Raw genomic sequence first — 16,361 nt, 5'->3', positions numbered from 1 at the left:
TTCCTTACCGGGCGGCCGGAGCCGCCCGCGCGTTAACTTTCGCTCAGGCCGCCGATATGCAGCGCTTTGACTTCCAGATACTCCTCCAGACCAAGCACTGAACCTTCTCGTCCCAGCCCCGACTCTTTAACGCCGCCAAACGGCGCCAGCTCGGTCGATACCGCGCACTCGTTGATGCCAATCATGCCGCTTTCCAGCGCGGCCGAAACGCGGAAAACGCGCTGCAGGTTTTGGGTATAGAAATAAGCCGCCAGTCCGAATTCGGTGTCGTTGGCGCGGCGAATAACCTCCGCCTCATCGCTAAAACGAAAACAGGCCGCTACCGGTCCGAATGTCTCTTCCTGCGCCAGCTTCATCTCTTCGTGCGCGTCGGCGATGACCGTCGGCTGCCAGAAGTTGCCGCCCAGCGCATGGCGCTCGCCGCCGGTAACGATCCGGCCGCCTTTGGCTTTCGCGTCTTTAACGTGCTCTTCCACTTTATCCACGGCGGAAGCCTCAATCAGCGGGCCTACTACCACGCCCTCTTCTACCCCGTTGCCCACCTTCAGCTTTTTCACTTCTTCAGCCAGCTGATTCACGAATCGATCGTAAACGGCGTCATGAATATAGAAGCGGTTAACGCTGACGCAGACCTGACCAGCATTGCGGAATTTATTGGCGATAGCGCCCTTCACCGCCGCGTCAATATCCGCATCTTCAAAAACGATATAGGGCGCGTTGCCGCCCAGCTCCATCGACACCTTTTTCATCGTCTCGGCGGCGTTGCGCACCAGCGTCTTGCCAACCCGGGTCGATCCGGTGAAGGAAATTTTCCGTACCGCCTTGCTCGCCATAATCGCATCGCTGATCGCGTGCGTATCGCCAGCCACCGCGTTAAGCACGCCATCCGGCACGCCTGCCTTTTTCGCCAGCGCCAGCAGCGCGAAGGCGCTCAGCGGGGTGTTGTTAGCGGGTTTGATAATGCCGGTGCAGCCCGCCGCCAGCGCCGGGCCGAGTTTGCGCGTTAACATCGCCATAGGAAAATTCCATGGTGTAATTGCGGCCACTACGCCGATCGGCTCGCGCGTCGCCAGAATGCGCGAGCCAGGTTTGGCTGGCGGAATAATTTCACCGTTAGCGCGCTTCGCCTGTTCGGCAAACCACTGAATAAAGCTGGCAGCGTATTCCACTTCGCCTTCCGCCTCTTTGAGCGGTTTACCCTGTTCGGCGGTCATCAACTGCGCCAGCCAGGCTTTGTTCTCGATCATTAGCTGATACCAGCGATAGAGGATTTCCGAGCGCGCTTTGGCTGTCTGCGCGCGCCAGGCGGGAAAGGCGCGTTCGGCTGCGGCGATCGCCTGTTCGGTTTCGGCTTTTCCCGCTTTCGCGACGGCGGCCAACACCTCGCCCGTAGCCGGATTTAACACATCAAAGGTAGCGGCGGTGCGGCGCCACTCGCCGTCGGCCAGATAGCCGGTCTGAAAAAGCTCGCTGTCGTGCAGTGTGGTCGTCATAGGTTCGCTCCTGTCAGTTCTTTTCCTGTCAGAAAAGTATAGATGGCAAAAGCAGGCGTTTTAGTGAAGGCGTGGCATTGAGAAGGCCGCTGCGGGGGGCAGCGGCCAGATTCAGATTTGGATGAGGGTGTTCTGATATTTGCTCAGCATATCGGCGAGACGCTTCACCGGCTCGGTGACGCTAAGCGGCGCATCATACTGCACCAGCTTCTGCTGGTAGACGTCAAATTCCGCCAGCAGCTGTTCGAAATAGTGTCGACGCTTCTCATCGCTGCGCGCCGAAACCACGCGATCTGCCGTGTAGCGCAGCTGGCGGTGAAAGGCCGACAGATCGGCATTGACCGGCACAGCCGCATTGCGCAGCCGCTGGTGGCCGATAATCAGCGTCAGCGCGATGCGATATTTATCGATATCGCCAGGGAACAGGTTCAGCAACATAAACAGCTGCTGATAAAGCGCAGGCAGATGGTTTTCGCGGCGGCGCGCCTGGTTGGTCGTCATCGCCGAAACCGCCGCATACATAAAGCGATTAAGCAGCTTGCGTCCGGTACGCGCTTTCGATTTGTCGCGGATCAGCAGGATCACCATCATCGCCACGAAGCAGCCGATTACCTGCCCCAGCACGCTGTCGAGAAAAGCGTTGAACTGGAATTTCATCGGGTTATCGAGCACCAGCACGTTAAGAGTGCCGATCAGCGCGCCGAGGGTGCCGATCTGGCGACGCTGTACGAAGATACCGCCAATAAAACCGAGCAGGCCGATGGCGATACAGAGCAGCAGCGCGCTCTGCTGCGTATTCGGCAGCACAACGATAAAATAGAGCGCGCCGAGTGGCACCGCTACGGTCATGCCGTAGAGAAAGTCTTTCGCCATCATCAGCGGATTGGGCACGCGCATCGCCAGCGCGGTGATCACCGCCAGCATTACCATGCAGCCGCTGCCGGATGTCCAGCCGGTATAGAGCCAGAACAGTGAGCCGAGCGCAGTGGCGACAAAGGTGCGGATGCCGTTAATCATCGCATGGTGCGTTTCAGCGGAACGCGCCTGGATCACTACTTCGCGCTCAAGAATACTCTCTTCCAGCGCAGTAATGCGGCTGTTGCTTTTAATGCCCTTCAGCAGCAGCAAATATTCCGTCGCCGCGCCGACCCAGCTGGCCAGCGTCACGGGTGCTTTGCCGTCGCTGCTGGCGCCGATGACCCGTCGCATGACCTTCATGCGCCTGTGCACGTCGGCGACGTTTTCCACATCCTTTTCTATCAGCAGGCGATACTGAGGCGGAATATATTCCGGACGGGCGTTCTGGATCAGAAAGGTTTCCGCCGCCTGGGTAATCATGGTCAGCGAAAGCGTGTTGAGCATTTGCAGGCGGCGGTTAGCATTTTGCCAGCGCGAGGACTCCATCATCAGCTGGCCGCGCATGGTACCGAGCGCCGAGGTGCGGCGCACCAGCGCGCTCCACGCCTTATCGACTTCCTCTTTATCTTCATGCGCGACGCAGAGCTGCAGCAGGCGGTAATGCGCTACCAGCAGCGAGTCGACCTCATTGTCGATCACCTTTTTAATGGAGCGCGGCGAGAAGATCATATCAGCCAGGATGGCGCAGAGGATGCCGAGCACAATCTCGCTACAGCGCTCTACCGCAAACTGCGGCGCCAGCGTCAGCCCGCCGCTGGCGTCTGAGGTCACGACGATAATCAGCGCGGTATAGCCCGCCAGGCCCAGCGCGTAGGAGTTTTCGACCTTGATCAGCGAGGAGAGCCAGACGCAGACTCCCGCCCAGAGACAGCAGAGCAGCAGCATGACCACTGGCGCGCGCACCGTGGCGATCATGATGGTCAGCGCAGCGATACAGCCAATAAAGGTGCCGATAATACGCAAAATGCCGCGGTAGCGCAGCGCGCCAGAATAGGGATCGCCGCCAGCGACGAAAGCGGTGCCGCCGGCGACGATGCCGGCGGTCATCACCGCCCAGCGGGGCGTTTCAAGGTTGAGATGAAAGCCGATCAGCAGCGCCGCTACCAGCGCGAAGGTCAGCTTGACCGGGAAACGCAGGAACTCGATCATATCGGCCCCGCTTAACCAAACTCACGCAGGCGATTAAAGAGACGCGCCATTGGCGAAGTCTGCGTATCGGCGCGGTCGTTTTGCCCGGTGATCACTACCGTTGCGGTGGTGCCCGCCGGGAAGCGGTTACCAGGCTGCTGATCGAGACGGATGCGCACCGGCACACGCTGCGCCAGTCGTACCCACTCCAGATTAGAGTCCACGGTCGCCATGCCTTTGCTGTCCACCGAGCTGCTGCTGTTGGTTACGCCAGCCGCGACGCTGTCAACGGTGCCGCGCAGCACCACATTGCTGCCGAGCGGCGTCACTTCCGCGCGATAGCCAGGCTCGACGCCGTGCAGCTTGGTCTCTTCAAGATAGGCCAGCACATAGAAGGAGTGCTGTTGTACCAGCGCCACCGCGACCGAACCGCGCGTAATGAATTCGCCCTCATAGACGTTGAGGTTGGTCACCCAGCCATCGGACGGCGCAGTGATGGCGGTTCGATCCAGATCGATTTTCGCCAGGTCGCGCGTGGCGATCGATTTCGCCAGCTGATGTTCTGTGGTTTGCAGATCGTTGTTCGCCTGGTCGATCGCTTCACGCGACATCGCCGAGGTGCCCAGCTGGTTGCGGCGCGCCGCTTCACGACGTTTTTCGCTTACCAGCGCCTGATAATATTCGACGTCAGCCTGCGCCTGATCCAGCGCTTTTTGATAACGCGGACGATCCACCACAAACAGGGTGTCGCCCTTTTTCACCAGCTGGTTGTCATGTACAGGCACGTCAGTGATCAGGCCGGTCACATCCGGCGAGATAGCCACGACATCCGCAGCGAATTTAGCGTCACGCGTCCACGGCGACTCGGTATAAAACACCCAGGCGCGGAAGATGATAACCACAGCGATGATGACCAGCAGGATAGTAATCGCGTAACGCGCGATTTTTCTTATTAGCGATTTCACTTAAACCTCAGATGAATAGACGGGATACCAGGTAAAACACACAGCAATAGAGCGCCGTGTTAAAAAGCGCCGGATGCCAGACAAGATCGTAAATCCCGCTTGGCGTCAGCAGGCGTTTCACTAACCAGAACAGCATTAGCGAGACGATTAATTCAATGAAAATGGGCGGGAAAGAGAGCCCAAATACAACAAAAACCGGAAGCACACTCATCAGGGATCCTTAGTACGACCTTGCCGGGATGATCCTTAGCCTGCCGGGCTGCAAGCCGCAACGAGTTGGTGGCGGATGGCAGCATCCGAACCACTGCTGAGTAAATAATAGCGTATCATCGGGCAGCAACAGACGTTTTACAGCAGGCTGGCTTAACCCTTCCCGGGCAAAAGCGAATCACCGGGAAATACCCGGGCGCGCATATAGTAACGCGCCTGACTATACGTTTTCTACAGATTGTGAGCTAAATCACTTTTTAATCAGAGTAATAATGGAACGACTGAAGGGCATGTCCATTTTCGCCAAAGTGGTTGAATTAGGTTCTTTTACCGCCGCCGCGCGCCAGCTTCACCTCAGCGTTTCGTCTATCAGTCAGATTGTGGCGAAACTGGAAGATGAGCTACAGATTAAGCTGCTTAACCGCAGCACGCGCAGTATCGGCCTGACCGAGGCGGGGAAAATTTACTATCAGGGCTGCCGCCGTATGCTGGCTGAAGCCTCGCAGGTGCATGAGCAGCTCTACGCTTTCAATAACTCGCCGATTGGCACGCTGCGTATCGGCAGCTCCTCGACGATGGCGCAAAACGTTCTCGCGGAGATGACCAGCAATATGCTGCGTGAGTATCCCGGTCTGAGCGTGAACCTGGTTGCAGGCATCCCGGCGCCGGATCTGATCGCCGACGGGCTGGACCTGGTTATCCGCGTCGGCGCGCTGAAAGACTCCAGCCTGTTTTCTCGCCGTCTCGGCGCGATGCCGATGGTGGTGTGCGCGGCGAAAAGCTATTTGCAGCAACACGGCACGCCGGAGAAACCGGCCGACGTCGATAACTTCGCCTGGCTTGAATATAGCGTTCGTCCGGATAATAACTTTGAGCTGATCGCGCCCGAAGGGCTGGTTACGCGCCTGTCGCCGCAGGGACGTTTTGTCACCAACGACTCGCTGACGCTGATCCGCTGGCTGAAAGCTGGCAACGGCATCGCCTACGTACCGATGATGTGGGTGATTGAAGAGATTAACGCGGGCGAAATCGATATCCTTTTTCCGCAGTATCAGTCCGATCCGCGTCCGGTTTATGCGCTCTATACCGAAAAAGATAAGCTGCCGCTTAAGGTGCAGGTCTGTATCGACTATCTGACTGAATATTTCCAGCAGGTAGCGGAGCAGTATAAACAGCACCGCGCAAGCTGACAGCCCGCCTGATGGCGGGCTGTCAGGGGTATCAGGCGGTGCCGCCGATGGTAAGCTTATCCAGCTTCAGCGTCGGCTGGCCGACGCCGACCGGCACGCTCTGCCCCTCTTTGCCGCACACGCCGACGCCTTTATCCAGCGCCAGATCGTTGCCGACCATAGAGATCTGCTGCATCGCCTCAATGCCGGAACCGATCAGCGTGGCGCCTTTCACCGGTTTCGTCACTTTGCCATTCTCAATCAGATAGGCTTCTGAGGTCGAGAAGACAAATTTGCCAGAGGTGATGTCCACCTGGCCGCCGCCAAAGTTAGGCGCATAAAGGCCATACTCGACGCTTTCAATAATCTCCTGCGGCGTCGATTTACCTGCCAGCATATAGGTGTTGGTCATACGCGGCATTGGCAGGTGCGCATAGGATTCGCGGCGGCCGTTGCCGGTCGGCGCGACGCCCATCAGACGTGCGTTGAGTTTGTCCTGCATATAGCCTTTCAGCACGCCGTTTTCGATCAGCACGTTGTACTGGCCAGGGACGCCTTCATCATCCACCGCCAGCGAACCGCGCAGCCCTTCAATGGTGCCGTCATCGACTACGGTGCAAAGCTCTGACGCCACCAGCTGGCCCATTTTGCCGCTGAATACCGAAGTTTCGCGGCGGTTGAAATCGCCCTCCAGGCCATGGCCTACCGCTTCGTGCAGCAGCACGCCCGGCCAGCCTGCGCCCAGCACTACCGGCAACGTGCCCGCTGGCGCGGCCACGGCGGAGAGGTTGACCAGCGCCATACGCACCGCCTCTTTCGCCCAGGCGTCGGCGCGCACGTCGCCGTTTTCATCGGCGAGGAAGAACTCGTAGCCGACGCGCGCGCCACCGCCGCTGGCGCCGCGCTCGCGTTTGCCTTGATCCTCCACCAGCACGCTGACGGAGAGCCGCACCAGCGGGCGCACATCCGTCGCCAGCGTACCGTCGGTCGCCGCGACCAGCACCTGCTCATAGACGCCGCTCAGGCTGGCGTTAACTTCCTGCACGCGCGCGTCTGCGGCGCGTGCCACTTTGTCCACGCGCTGCAGCAGGGCGATTTTATCCTCGCGCGTCAGGCTGTCGAGCGGGTTAATCGGCTGATAGAGCGCGCGATGCATCACGTTCGACAGCGTATGCGCCTTGCCGTTGCCCTGTTCGCGCACAATGCTGCGTGCCGCTTCCGCTGACTGGCGCAGCGCGTTCAGGGTAATCTGGTCAGCATAGGCAAAGCCGGTTTTTTCGCCGCTGACGGCGCGCACGCCGACGCCCTGGTCAATATGCCAGGAGCCGTCTTTGATGATTTTGTCTTCCAGCACCCAGGATTCATGGAAGCTGGACTGAAAATAGAGATCGGCATAATCCAGACGACGTTCTGAAAGCTGCCCTAACAGGGAAAACAGGTCCTGCTGATTAATATTGTTAGCAGTTAGCAACTGCTCACTTACCAGGTTCAGAGTCATCGTATCTCGCTCGTTTTATGCTCGGATAATGAGGGGGTCGCACTCATTCTGCGTCAGAGCCTTTTGGCTCTGCGCTGATAAAGTCAGATTTTACTAGCCTGCGGCAATTCCCGTACGGCGTCAAATTCACTTCTTCTCTTCTTCGCGCGGTTTGCGCAGCACTTCGTTAATTTGCGGCTTATCCAGCGGGCCATCGATGTGGTAACGCAGCAGCGAGATTTTATTCCACAGCGGCCCCAGCACTTTGCTGGCCGCGAATACCGCCGCGCCCACAACCGGATTGATGGCAAAGGCGGTCGCTACGCCGACAGAGGCGGAGATCTCCGGCGCGACCACCGCTTCCATATTGATATTACGCTTCACTAAATCTACCTTGCCCTGCATAGCGATATCCGCTTCCAGGCCGTCCACCAGCAGGTTATCTGTGCGCATCACGCCATTTTCAATCCACGCGGTGCCATTGATGGAGTCGAAATAGAAACCGTCATTATTAAAGGTATCGCTAAAATCGAACCGCAGCTTGCGCAGCAGCGCGTCGAAGCTCATCAGGCGCAGCAGCTGTCCCGCCGCCCCGGTATTGACGTCGGCAATCTGTCCTTTGCCGAAATGGGTTGTAAGCGTGCCGCTCATCGTCTCTTCCGAAGGCTGCCACGGTGCCGAGCGCCAGTGTAGATCGTAATCGACTTTGAACGAGGCGTCGCGCAGTGGCGTGTTGACCCCAAACCAGTTGGTGGCGTTGTTGATATTGCTGCCGCTCAGCGTGCCTTTCAGCGAGGTGCGCGGGGCCTTGGGGCTGTTGACCCATTCGCCGGAGACGTTAAGACGCGAGCTGCCCGTATCGACCAACCCGTTAGTAAGCGCTAACGTATCACCTTTCGGCGTGACCTGCGCCTGAATTCGGCCAAACTTCTGTCCGCGCAGCCAGCACTCGGCGCAGCTTAACTGCAGCGCTGGCCAGCGGCTGAAATCAATTTTGCTGGCCTGCTGCTGCCCCGCGCTGCTGCTGTTGCCGCTTTGCCATTCTGGGTTGTAGTAAAGGTAGTCGAGCGCCACGCGCCACGCGGCATTTTGCGCCATCGTCAGCGTCCCGCGGATTTCGCGCCCTTTGATAGCGACGCTGCTGTTGCCGTTGACGCCCTGCTCAAGCGTTGCGTCAACGTCATGCCACTGCTGCCCCGCCAGGGTTACCGCCGGGCTGCGCAAGGTAAAATCGCCCGGCAAGGCGACGCCGCCTACTTCGTTCGCGCCGCGCCCGTTACCGGCGCCACCCGCCATCATCAGTCCTGCCCAGGCTTCTCCATCCAGCGCCGGCAGATTCAGCACCATGCCGGCGCGATCGGGCAGCGCGGGTTTGCTGCGCGCATCGTTAAGCCAGATACCGCGATCGACACGCAGCTGCGGCTCCAGTATCCAGCGGCTGTTAAAACGATGACGATGCGCCACGCTGCCGCTGAGTTCGAACTGTTTCAGATCGCCGCTGGCGTTAACTTCAACTGGCATCGCTACGCCGCTTGCTTTATCAAGCGGTGCAGGTAAGCGACTGATTACTTCTTTCGCGTCGCCTTTGAGGTTAATGTCATATCGCGCGCCGCCCTGATGCGGCAGCGTAATGTTAACGTCCCCCTGCCACGGCAGATGTCCGCTAAGCTGGCTGGCGATCTGCGCAGGCACTTTCGACAGCTTCGCCGGTTGCCAGTCGCCGTCGAGCTTGATGTTAATGCCGAAGTCTTGCGGATTCTCTTTAGTGCTAAAGCTGACGTTGACCGGCTGGCCGAACCAGTTCGCCTGAAGCCTGTCGCTATCCAGATTGCCGTTATTGAAACGGAAACGTCCGGTCAGGTTTTCTAACGTGGTCCCGAGCGGCTTGATGTGTAAACCATTGTTGTTGAGATCCACATTGCCGCTGGCGTGCACCAGCTCGCCGTCGAGCGGAATATCAAGCTTCAGGTGTCCCTCGGTTTTTCCCTTGATTTGCAGCTGTTCCAGCGCCGCGCCCAGCGACGCTTTCAGCGGCGTATCCTGGAAATAATGTCCGATCTCATCGCCATCGCCGCTGATATCACCGTCGATAAGCAGTTTCTCTTTCAGGTAATCCGGGATGACCGCGCTGAAGTTGCTGACATCCACATCGCTCAGCCTGAAGTGAGGCGCTTTCATCCATAGCCCGTCATTAATGAAGTTGAGATCGATATCCAGCTTCGTCACGTCAGGCCAGTTGGGCTGGAACGCATAGGTCGCCTGGCGCAGCGGCACCCATACCTGAAACATGCCGTCGTTATGGCGGAACGGGAACAGCTTTGGATTACCGGCAAACAGCAGCGTGGCGTTATCGACCTGGCCGCCTTTAATCGCGCCGCTCAGATAGTGCGTCAGCGCCTTGCCCATTAGCGGCTGTGGGAAGTAGCGCCAGGCGTCTCCCGCGTCGGTCACGCGGATGCCGGCGAGAATATCGAGGCGCGGCTCGCGCCCGAGGTTTTGCTGATAGCGAAAATCGCCGCGCGCCCAGAGCGAGCGCGCCTGCACATCAAGATTGCGGCCATCAAGGGTTAATCCGTTGCTATCGCGTAGCCAGCTCAGCGAACCGTGTAGCTGATGGATCTCCAGCGGCGCATTGAACATCGCGCTGTAGGGCACATCGGTGCGGCCCATCTCGACGGTCAGCTGGCCGTTGCTGAGGCTGCCGCGCGCTTCGCCGCTGAGGTTGCTGACGCCCGGCAGCAGCTGCCAGGGTTGCCAGCGGAAATCGCGCCACTTTACCTGCATGCGCGTCTGATCCGGCTGCTGCAAAGGAATATCCAGCGCCAGCCCTTCCACGGTGCCCTGCGGCTGAAGCTCGCGCCAGTTTTCAAACAGTGACGGCGACAGCGGCGCGAAGAGCGGCACCAGCGGCGCAATGCGGTTCAGCGCCAGCTGCGTCGCCCTGACGCGCACTTCGCCCTGATGGTCTGGCCCAAGCAGCTGTTTATCCTGTGGCGTCCAGAGCAGCGCGAAGTGGCCCGCAGGCCAGGCCTGGCCGTCAGTGCTGAGACGCGTCTGCGGCACGTTAACCATCCAGCCGTTCTGGTAGCGCGAGAGGTGCGCGGTCAGGCCATCTACCTGCAGGTGATGCGAACCATCTTCGCCCTGCCAGTTAGCGCCACCTTTACGCAACAGCAGATCGCCCGCGTAGAGATCGCCGTCACGCAGGTTTATCCAGGCCGCCAGGCTGAAGCGCGCGCTGTCGAGTCGCGTATTGTCGCGCATCCAGCGTCCCAGCCAGGGCCGCACGTCGACGTCGTCCGCCTGCATCCAGATGCGTCCGTCGTTAAGCAAACCTTCGCTGTCGTTAAGATCGAGCCGCACCTGCACCACGCCGTGCTGGCCAGTGAAGCTGGAGAGGCTCACCTCGCCTTCCGCGCGATGGCGGTTTTTTTCGTTCAGCCAGGTGAGTTTGGGGATGGCGAGTTCGGCGCGCTGGCCAGAAGGGGTGCGGAAAAAGATAGAGCTGTCGCGCAGGTCGAAGTGGTCGAACTGACGCAGAAAGAGTTCGTTGATGCGTCCGGGTTTGAAGCTGTTTTTCTTTTCATCGCTGGAGAAAAGCGGACGGTTGCTGTCGAGACGCAGCTGCCAGAAGGTGAGATCGCGAAACTGCCAGCGCCAGTGAAGCAGCGACTGCCAGACGTCGAGCGCCAGCGTAACGCGGGCGATGTCGAGCTTGCCGTTCTCCTGCATATCGATACGCAGGTCGCGGATCTGGAGCGTCGGACCGAAGGTTTCCCATCGACCGCGCACCTCTTCGCCGGTCACGCTGACGCCGATGGCGCGCGAAACCGTCGCCAGAATCTCGCTGCGGTAGCTGTCGAGGTGCGGCATGACCAGACGCAGCCCGCTGACCAGCAGCGCCACAATCACAATCGCGGTCGCAACCAGCAGTAACAAAATCCTCGGCAACTGCCTCACACACCTCTCCTTGTCTTCCGCGTTTGACGGATGGTTATCTTTCATACTCAACCGTCGCCAGACAATTATCGGTATGAATGGGCATTTTAACCTAAGCAAGGCCGCATTTTTAGCCCGGCGGCGAGCGATTACGCCCGAACGCGCGGGATTACATCATCACAACGTCGAACTGCTCCTGGGTATAGAGCGGTTCGATATGTACCTTGACCTGTTTGCCGACGAAGATTTCCACCTCGGCCAGCGCGTGCGACTCCTCGCTTTTCAACGCTTCGCCGACCGCAGGAGAAACATAAACCAGGAAACGATCGGCATCATAGGCGTGATGGACGCGAACGATTTCACGCATGATTTCGTAGCAGACCGTCTCTACGGTTTTCAACGTGCCGCGCCCTTTGCAGACCGGGCAATCCTCGCACAGCACATGCTCGATGCTTTCGCGGGTGCGCTTGCGCGTCATCTCCACCAGTCCCAGCGCCGAAAAACCGTGGATGCCGGTTTTGACCCGATCTTTACTCAGCGCCGACTCCAGCGAGTGCAACACGCGGCGCCGGTGCTCTTCATTACTCATATCGATAAAGTCGATGATGATAATGCCGCCGAGGTTGCGCAGTCGCAGCTGGCGCGCAATCGCCTGCGTCGCCTCGACGTTGGTATTGAATATCGTTTCATCCAGATTGCGGTGCCCGACAAAGGCGCCGGTATTGATGTCGATAGTGGTCATCGCTTCAGTCTGATCGATGATGAGGTAACCGCCTGATTTAAGCTCTACCTTGCGATCCAGCGAGCGCTGTATCTCATTCTCAACATCAAAGAGATCGAAGATCGGCTGTTTGCCGGAGTAAAGCTCCAGCTTGTCGGCCATTTCTGGAATGTATTCGCGCGTAAACTCCACCAGCAGTTCGCAGGTGAGGCGTGAATCGACGCGGATGCGATCCAGCGCCGCGCCGGCGAAATCGCGCAGGATGCGCTGCGCCAGCGCCAGTTCGCCATAGAGCAGGCAGCGAGTCTGGTTGCGTTTTTTACGCTCGGTGACTTTGGTCCAGAGCCGTTTCAGGAAGGCGGCGTCCTGCGCCAGCTCCTCTTCGCCGATGCCTTCCGCGGCGGTGCGGATAATAAAGCCGCCAAGATCGTCGCAGTAATCCGCCACTACCGCCTTCAGACGCTCGCGTTCGCTTTCGCTCTCAATACGCTGGGAAACGCCGACGTGCGAAGCGCCAGGCATAAACACCAGATAGCGCGACGGCAGCGTGATGTCGGTGGTGAGACGCGCGCCTTTGGTGCCAAGCGGATCTTTGACCACCTGCACCATCAGATCCTGACCCTGACGCACCAGTTCGGCGATATCGCGCACGATAAAGTTTTTCTTTTCATCGCCAGCCACGCACTCGGTGTGCGGCATAATATCGGAGGCGTGCAAAAAAGCGGCTTTCTCCAGACCAATATCGACAAAGGCCGCCTGCATGCCGGGCAGAACGCGACTGACGCGTCCTTTGTAGATATTACCGACAATACCGCGCCGCGCTTCGCGCTCGATATGGATTTCCTGCAAAATGCCGCCGTCAATATAGGCAACGCGCGTCTCGGAAGGCGTGACGTTGACCAGTAATTCAGCCGTCATGTTATCCCCTTACGGCACGCAGTGACTGAAAATGGCTGAATAACTCGCCTGTCTCAACCAACGGCAATCCGACAACCGCGTGATAGCTTCCATTAATTTTGCGGACAAAGTTTCCACCCATGCCCTGAATTCCGTATGCCCCGGCTTTATCCATCGACTCGCCGGTGGCGATATAGGCGGCGATGTCCGCCGCGCTTAACAGGCGAAACGTGACATCCGTCGTCACCAGGCAGTCGAGCGAGCGTTCGCGATCGGCAAGCGCAACCGCGGTCATCACCTGATGCGTCTGACCGGACAGACGCGTCAGCATGGCAGCGGCATCCGCGGCGTCGCGCGGTTTTTCCAGCACGTCGCCTTTGAGTACGACGATAGTATCCGCGCCCAGCACCGGCAGGTCCTGTTCCGCCACGGCGACGCCAGCGCGCGCTTTGTCATTTGCCAGACGGCGCACATAGTTTTCCGCCGCTTCATCAGGACGCCGTTGCTCTTCAACATCGGTATGGAGACGTTCAAACTGCAGGCCAAGCTGCGTCAGCAGCTCACGTCGACGCGGTGAACCGGAAGCCAGATAGAGGGATAGCATAAAATTCCTTACTGAACAGCGAACTGACGACGAATCTTTCTCATCAGTAAGAATAGCCAGGGCCAGAGAATCCCGTCGATAACGCTGCTCCAGAAAATTTCAGGCCTGAATGAAACGTTGATCACCAAAAATTCCGCCCAAAAGACAATCACGTCCACCGCCAGTGACAGCACCATAACCATTAAAGCCTGCTGCCACAACGCTAAGTTGCGGAAAAGCTGGAATTTAAAGGCGACCAGGTAAGCGATGATGCTGAGCGCCAGCGCGCGCACGCCAAGGGTGGACCCGGCAATCAGATCCATTACGCCGCCCAGTACAAAGCCGGTGCCGACGTTGACGCGGTGCGGCAGCGCCAGCACCCAGTAAACCAGGATAAGCAGGATCCATGAGGGCCGGAATATATAGAGCTGTTCCGGCCAGGGCATAATCTGCAATACGAGAGCGGCAAGGAAGGACAGCCAGATGACCCAACGCCCCTGGCTGCGGTAACGACTCAAGGCTGGCCTCCGTGACCGTTCGCAGGCGCGCTTTGCGCGCCGCTGCTGGTCGGCGCAGGCGGCCCCATTTGCGCGGATGGCGCAGGCGGGCCCATCTCGCCCGCTGGCGGCAACACCTGCGGCATCATTTGCATCAGGCGCTCGTTAGCGACGCGATGGACTTCATCCGGCGCCATCGGCATATCGCCGTTTTTGTCTGCGCCCCACAGCAGCAGCAGATAGCGCAGGCGTTGCAGACCGGCGGTTGGACGCGCCTGAATCACGGTATAAGCCCGCTGTGTATCTACCTTCACGGAAGAGACAACCGCGACCGGATAACCCTCCGGGAAACGACCGCCCAGCCCGGACGTCACCAGCATATCGCCGACGCGAATATCGGTATTGCCCGGCAGATGCTCCAGCTGCAGATCTTCGGTGCAGCCGTTACCTGCCGCGATAACGCGAATGTCGTTGCGCAGTACCTGAATCGGCAGCGCGTGCGACGCATCGCAAATCAGCAGAACGCGGCTGGTCACCTGGCCGACGGCGATCACCTGACCGACCACGCCTTTGTCGCTAATGACCGGCTGGCCTTCATAGACGCCGTTGACGCTGCCTTTGTCGATAACCACTTGATCGGTGTAGGGATCGGTGCCGGTGGAGATCACCTGCGTCACCATCTTGTGCTCATCCTGACGCAGCGGCGAACCCAGCAGTTCGCGCAGGCGCGCGTTTTCCTGCTTATATTGCCCCAGCATCAGCAGGTCGCTGTTTTTCAGGAAAAGCTCGCGGCGCAGCGCTTTATTTTCCAGCTCAAGCTGCTGACGCGACGCCAGCGAACCGGAAATGCCGTCAAGAATCTGTCGCGGGCCGTTGGCCAGGAAATAAAACGGACTGACCGATGTATCCAGATAGTTGCGGATTTGGGTAAACGACCCCAGGCGGCTGTCGGCGACGATTATCGCGATGGCTACTATCACCGCCAAAAACAGGCGCAACTGCAGGGAAGGCCCCCTGCTAAAAATCGGCTTCATATATTCTGCGTGTTCCTCGACAACAGGTAAGGAAGTACGGCCATCGCCGTACTTCCCTGGGCTGGACGTCTGACGCCAACGCACGCGGCGTTAGCTTCCACGCGACTCCCTGCGCATTTCGATTCAGGTCTCAGCCGATTGAGGCGATTATTCTTCGCTGAACAAATCGCCGCCATGCATGTCGATCATTTCCAGCGCTTTACCGCCACCGCGCGCCACGCAGGTCAGCGGATCTTCTGCGACGACCACCGGAATGCCGGTCTCTTCCATCAGCAGACGATCCAGGTTGCGCAGCAGCGCGCCGCCGCCGGTCAGCACCATGCCGCGTTCGGAGATATCCGACGCCAGTTCCGGCGGGCACTGCTCCAGCGCGACCATTACCGCGCTCACGATGCCGGTCAGCGGCTCCTGCAGCGCTTCAAGAATTTCATTTGAGTTCAGCGTAAAGCCGCGCGGCACCCCTTCCGCAAGGTTACGACCGCGTACTTCGATTTCGCGTACTTCGTCGCCCGGATAGGCTGAGCCGATCTCATGCTTGATACGTTCCGCCGTCGCTTCGCCAATCAGCGAGCCATAGTTACGACGCACATAATTAATAATCGCTTCGTCGAAGCGGTCGCCGCCGATACGGACCGACGAGGAGTAAACCACGCCGTTCAGGGAGATGACCGCCACTTCGGTGGTACCGCCACCGATATCGACGACCATTGAGCCGGTCGCCTCTGAAACCGGCAGGCCAGCACCGATCGCTGCCGCCATCGGCTCTTCAATCAGAAAGACTTCGCGCGCGCCCGCACCCTGCGCGGATTCACGAATAGCGCGACGCTCTACCTGAGTCGCGCCGACCGGCACGCATACCAGTACGCGCGGGCTCGGACGCATAAAGCTGTTGCTGTGCACCTGTTTGATAAAGTGCTGCAGCATTTTTTCAGTGACGAAAAAGTCCGCGATCACGCCATCCTTCATCGGGCGAATCGCTGCAATGTTACCTGGCGTACGGCCGAGCATCTGTTTTGCATCATGGCCAACGGCCGCCACGCTCTTTGGGGAACCGGCACGGTCCTGGCGAATGGCAACCACGGAAGGCTCGTTCAGCACGATGCCTTGTCCTTTTACATAAATCAGGGTATTCGCGGTACCCAGGTCAATGGACAAGTCATTGGAAAACATGCCACGAAATTTTTTAAACATATCTAAAGGATAATCCTGCAAGCTGGGGGCGGAAAATAAAATCCGCTTACTTTACCAACCACGCGAAGCCGCCACAAGGCGCAAAAACGTTCTGCTTCGGTGAAAAAATAGACCATTTTGGCTTTATACGATCGTCAAC

Annotated in this window: 12 protein-coding genes; 1 reads left to right on the top strand and 11 read right to left on the bottom strand. The window is 58.7% G+C overall.

All coding sequences use genetic code 11. From position 1 onward, the window contains the following. Positions 1–32 precede the first annotated feature (32 nt). The 4 genes from MHZ89_RS20530 to aaeX all read right to left on the bottom strand — a co-directional run bounded on the left by MHZ89_RS20530 (position 33) and on the right by aaeX (position 4,715). Positions 33–1,493 (bottom strand): NAD-dependent succinate-semialdehyde dehydrogenase, encoded by a 1,461-nt coding sequence (locus MHZ89_RS20530; protein WP_311784490.1) that lies wholly within the window; start codon positions 1,491–1,493, stop codon positions 33–35. A gap of 111 nt (positions 1,494–1,604) precedes the next feature. Next, positions 1,605–3,560 carry a p-hydroxybenzoic acid efflux pump subunit AaeB gene (gene aaeB / locus MHZ89_RS20525; RefSeq protein ID WP_311784489.1) on the bottom strand — a complete coding sequence of 652 codons (1,956 nt, stop codon included), beginning with the start codon at positions 3,558–3,560 and terminating at the stop codon, positions 1,605–1,607. 11 nt (positions 3,561–3,571) lie between these two features. Then, on the bottom strand, positions 3,572–4,504 hold the full coding sequence (gene aaeA, locus MHZ89_RS20520; protein ID WP_120455060.1) for a p-hydroxybenzoic acid efflux pump subunit AaeA: 933 nt from the start codon (positions 4,502–4,504) through the stop codon (positions 3,572–3,574). Between the two features lie 7 nt (positions 4,505–4,511). Beyond that, positions 4,512–4,715: a p-hydroxybenzoic acid efflux pump operon protein AaeX gene (gene aaeX / locus MHZ89_RS20515; protein ID WP_123802514.1), complete on the bottom strand. Its 204-nt coding sequence runs from the start codon at positions 4,713–4,715 to the stop codon at positions 4,512–4,514. A 271-nt stretch (positions 4,716–4,986) separates the two neighbouring features. Here aaeX and aaeR point away from each other — a divergent pair, with 271 nt between their 5' ends. Then, on the top strand, positions 4,987–5,904 hold the full coding sequence (gene aaeR / locus MHZ89_RS20510; RefSeq protein WP_311784488.1) for an HTH-type transcriptional activator AaeR: 918 nt from the start codon (positions 4,987–4,989) through the stop codon (positions 5,902–5,904). A 31-nt stretch (positions 5,905–5,935) separates the two neighbouring features. Here the strand turns inward: aaeR and tldD are convergent, their stop codons facing one another. The 7 genes from tldD to mreB all read right to left on the bottom strand — a co-directional run bounded on the left by tldD (position 5,936) and on the right by mreB (position 16,222). Further along, positions 5,936–7,381 (bottom strand): metalloprotease TldD, encoded by a 1,446-nt coding sequence (gene tldD / locus MHZ89_RS20505; RefSeq protein ID WP_120455064.1) that lies wholly within the window; start codon positions 7,379–7,381, stop codon positions 5,936–5,938. A 126-nt stretch (positions 7,382–7,507) separates the two neighbouring features. After that, positions 7,508–11,320, bottom strand: a complete 3,813-nt coding sequence (gene yhdP / locus MHZ89_RS20500) for an AsmA2 domain-containing protein YhdP (RefSeq protein WP_311784487.1) — start codon at positions 11,318–11,320, stop codon at positions 7,508–7,510. 148 nt (positions 11,321–11,468) lie between these two features. After that, positions 11,469–12,938: a ribonuclease G gene (gene rng / locus MHZ89_RS20495; protein WP_311784486.1), complete on the bottom strand. Its 1,470-nt coding sequence runs from the start codon at positions 12,936–12,938 to the stop codon at positions 11,469–11,471. Position 12,939: 1 nt separating this feature from the next. After that, positions 12,940–13,521 (bottom strand): Maf family protein, encoded by a 582-nt coding sequence (locus MHZ89_RS20490; protein WP_311784485.1) that lies wholly within the window; start codon positions 13,519–13,521, stop codon positions 12,940–12,942. Between the two features lie 8 nt (positions 13,522–13,529). Further along, positions 13,530–14,018 (bottom strand): rod shape-determining protein MreD, encoded by a 489-nt coding sequence (mreD, locus tag MHZ89_RS20485; RefSeq protein WP_120455071.1) that lies wholly within the window; start codon positions 14,016–14,018, stop codon positions 13,530–13,532. After that, positions 14,015–15,031 carry a rod shape-determining protein MreC gene (gene mreC / locus MHZ89_RS20480; protein WP_311784484.1) on the bottom strand — a complete coding sequence of 339 codons (1,017 nt, stop codon included), beginning with the start codon at positions 15,029–15,031 and terminating at the stop codon, positions 14,015–14,017. Before mreC ends, mreD begins: the two co-directional genes overlap by 4 nt. Before the next feature lie 147 nt (positions 15,032–15,178). Further along, positions 15,179–16,222, bottom strand: coding sequence for a rod shape-determining protein MreB (mreB, locus tag MHZ89_RS20475; RefSeq protein WP_003855260.1), 1,044 nt, complete (start codon positions 16,220–16,222; stop codon positions 15,179–15,181). Positions 16,223–16,361 lie beyond the last annotated feature (139 nt).

Origin of the sequence: Pantoea sp. ACRSB (genome assembly GCF_022346905.1) — a bacterium.
Lineage (GTDB): Bacteria > Pseudomonadota > Gammaproteobacteria > Enterobacterales > Enterobacteriaceae > Pantoea > Pantoea piersonii.
Note: the sequence above shows the minus strand (reverse complement) of the source record. Positions and strands in the feature narration are given on the sequence as shown.

What these genes read in the sequence shown, in the direction of transcription:
- mreB (WP_003855260.1), bottom strand. Translation starts at nt 16,222, where the DNA reads ATGTTTAAAAAATTTCGTGGCATGTTTTCCAATGACTTGTCCATTGAC.
- MHZ89_RS20530 (WP_311784490.1), bottom strand. Translation starts at nt 1,493, where the DNA reads ATGACGACCACACTGCACGACAGCGAGCTTTTTCAGACCGGCTATCTG.
- MHZ89_RS20490 (WP_311784485.1), bottom strand. Translation starts at nt 13,521, where the DNA reads ATGCTATCCCTCTATCTGGCTTCCGGTTCACCGCGTCGACGTGAGCTG.
- aaeR (WP_311784488.1), top strand. Translation starts at nt 4,987, where the DNA reads ATGGAACGACTGAAGGGCATGTCCATTTTCGCCAAAGTGGTTGAATTA.
- aaeX (WP_123802514.1), bottom strand. Translation starts at nt 4,715, where the DNA reads ATGAGTGTGCTTCCGGTTTTTGTTGTATTTGGGCTCTCTTTCCCGCCC.
- tldD (WP_120455064.1), bottom strand. Translation starts at nt 7,381, where the DNA reads ATGACTCTGAACCTGGTAAGTGAGCAGTTGCTAACTGCTAACAATATT.
- aaeB (WP_311784489.1), bottom strand. Translation starts at nt 3,560, where the DNA reads ATGATCGAGTTCCTGCGTTTCCCGGTCAAGCTGACCTTCGCGCTGGTA.
- rng (WP_311784486.1), bottom strand. Translation starts at nt 12,938, where the DNA reads ATGACGGCTGAATTACTGGTCAACGTCACGCCTTCCGAGACGCGCGTT.
- mreC (WP_311784484.1), bottom strand. Translation starts at nt 15,031, where the DNA reads ATGAAGCCGATTTTTAGCAGGGGGCCTTCCCTGCAGTTGCGCCTGTTT.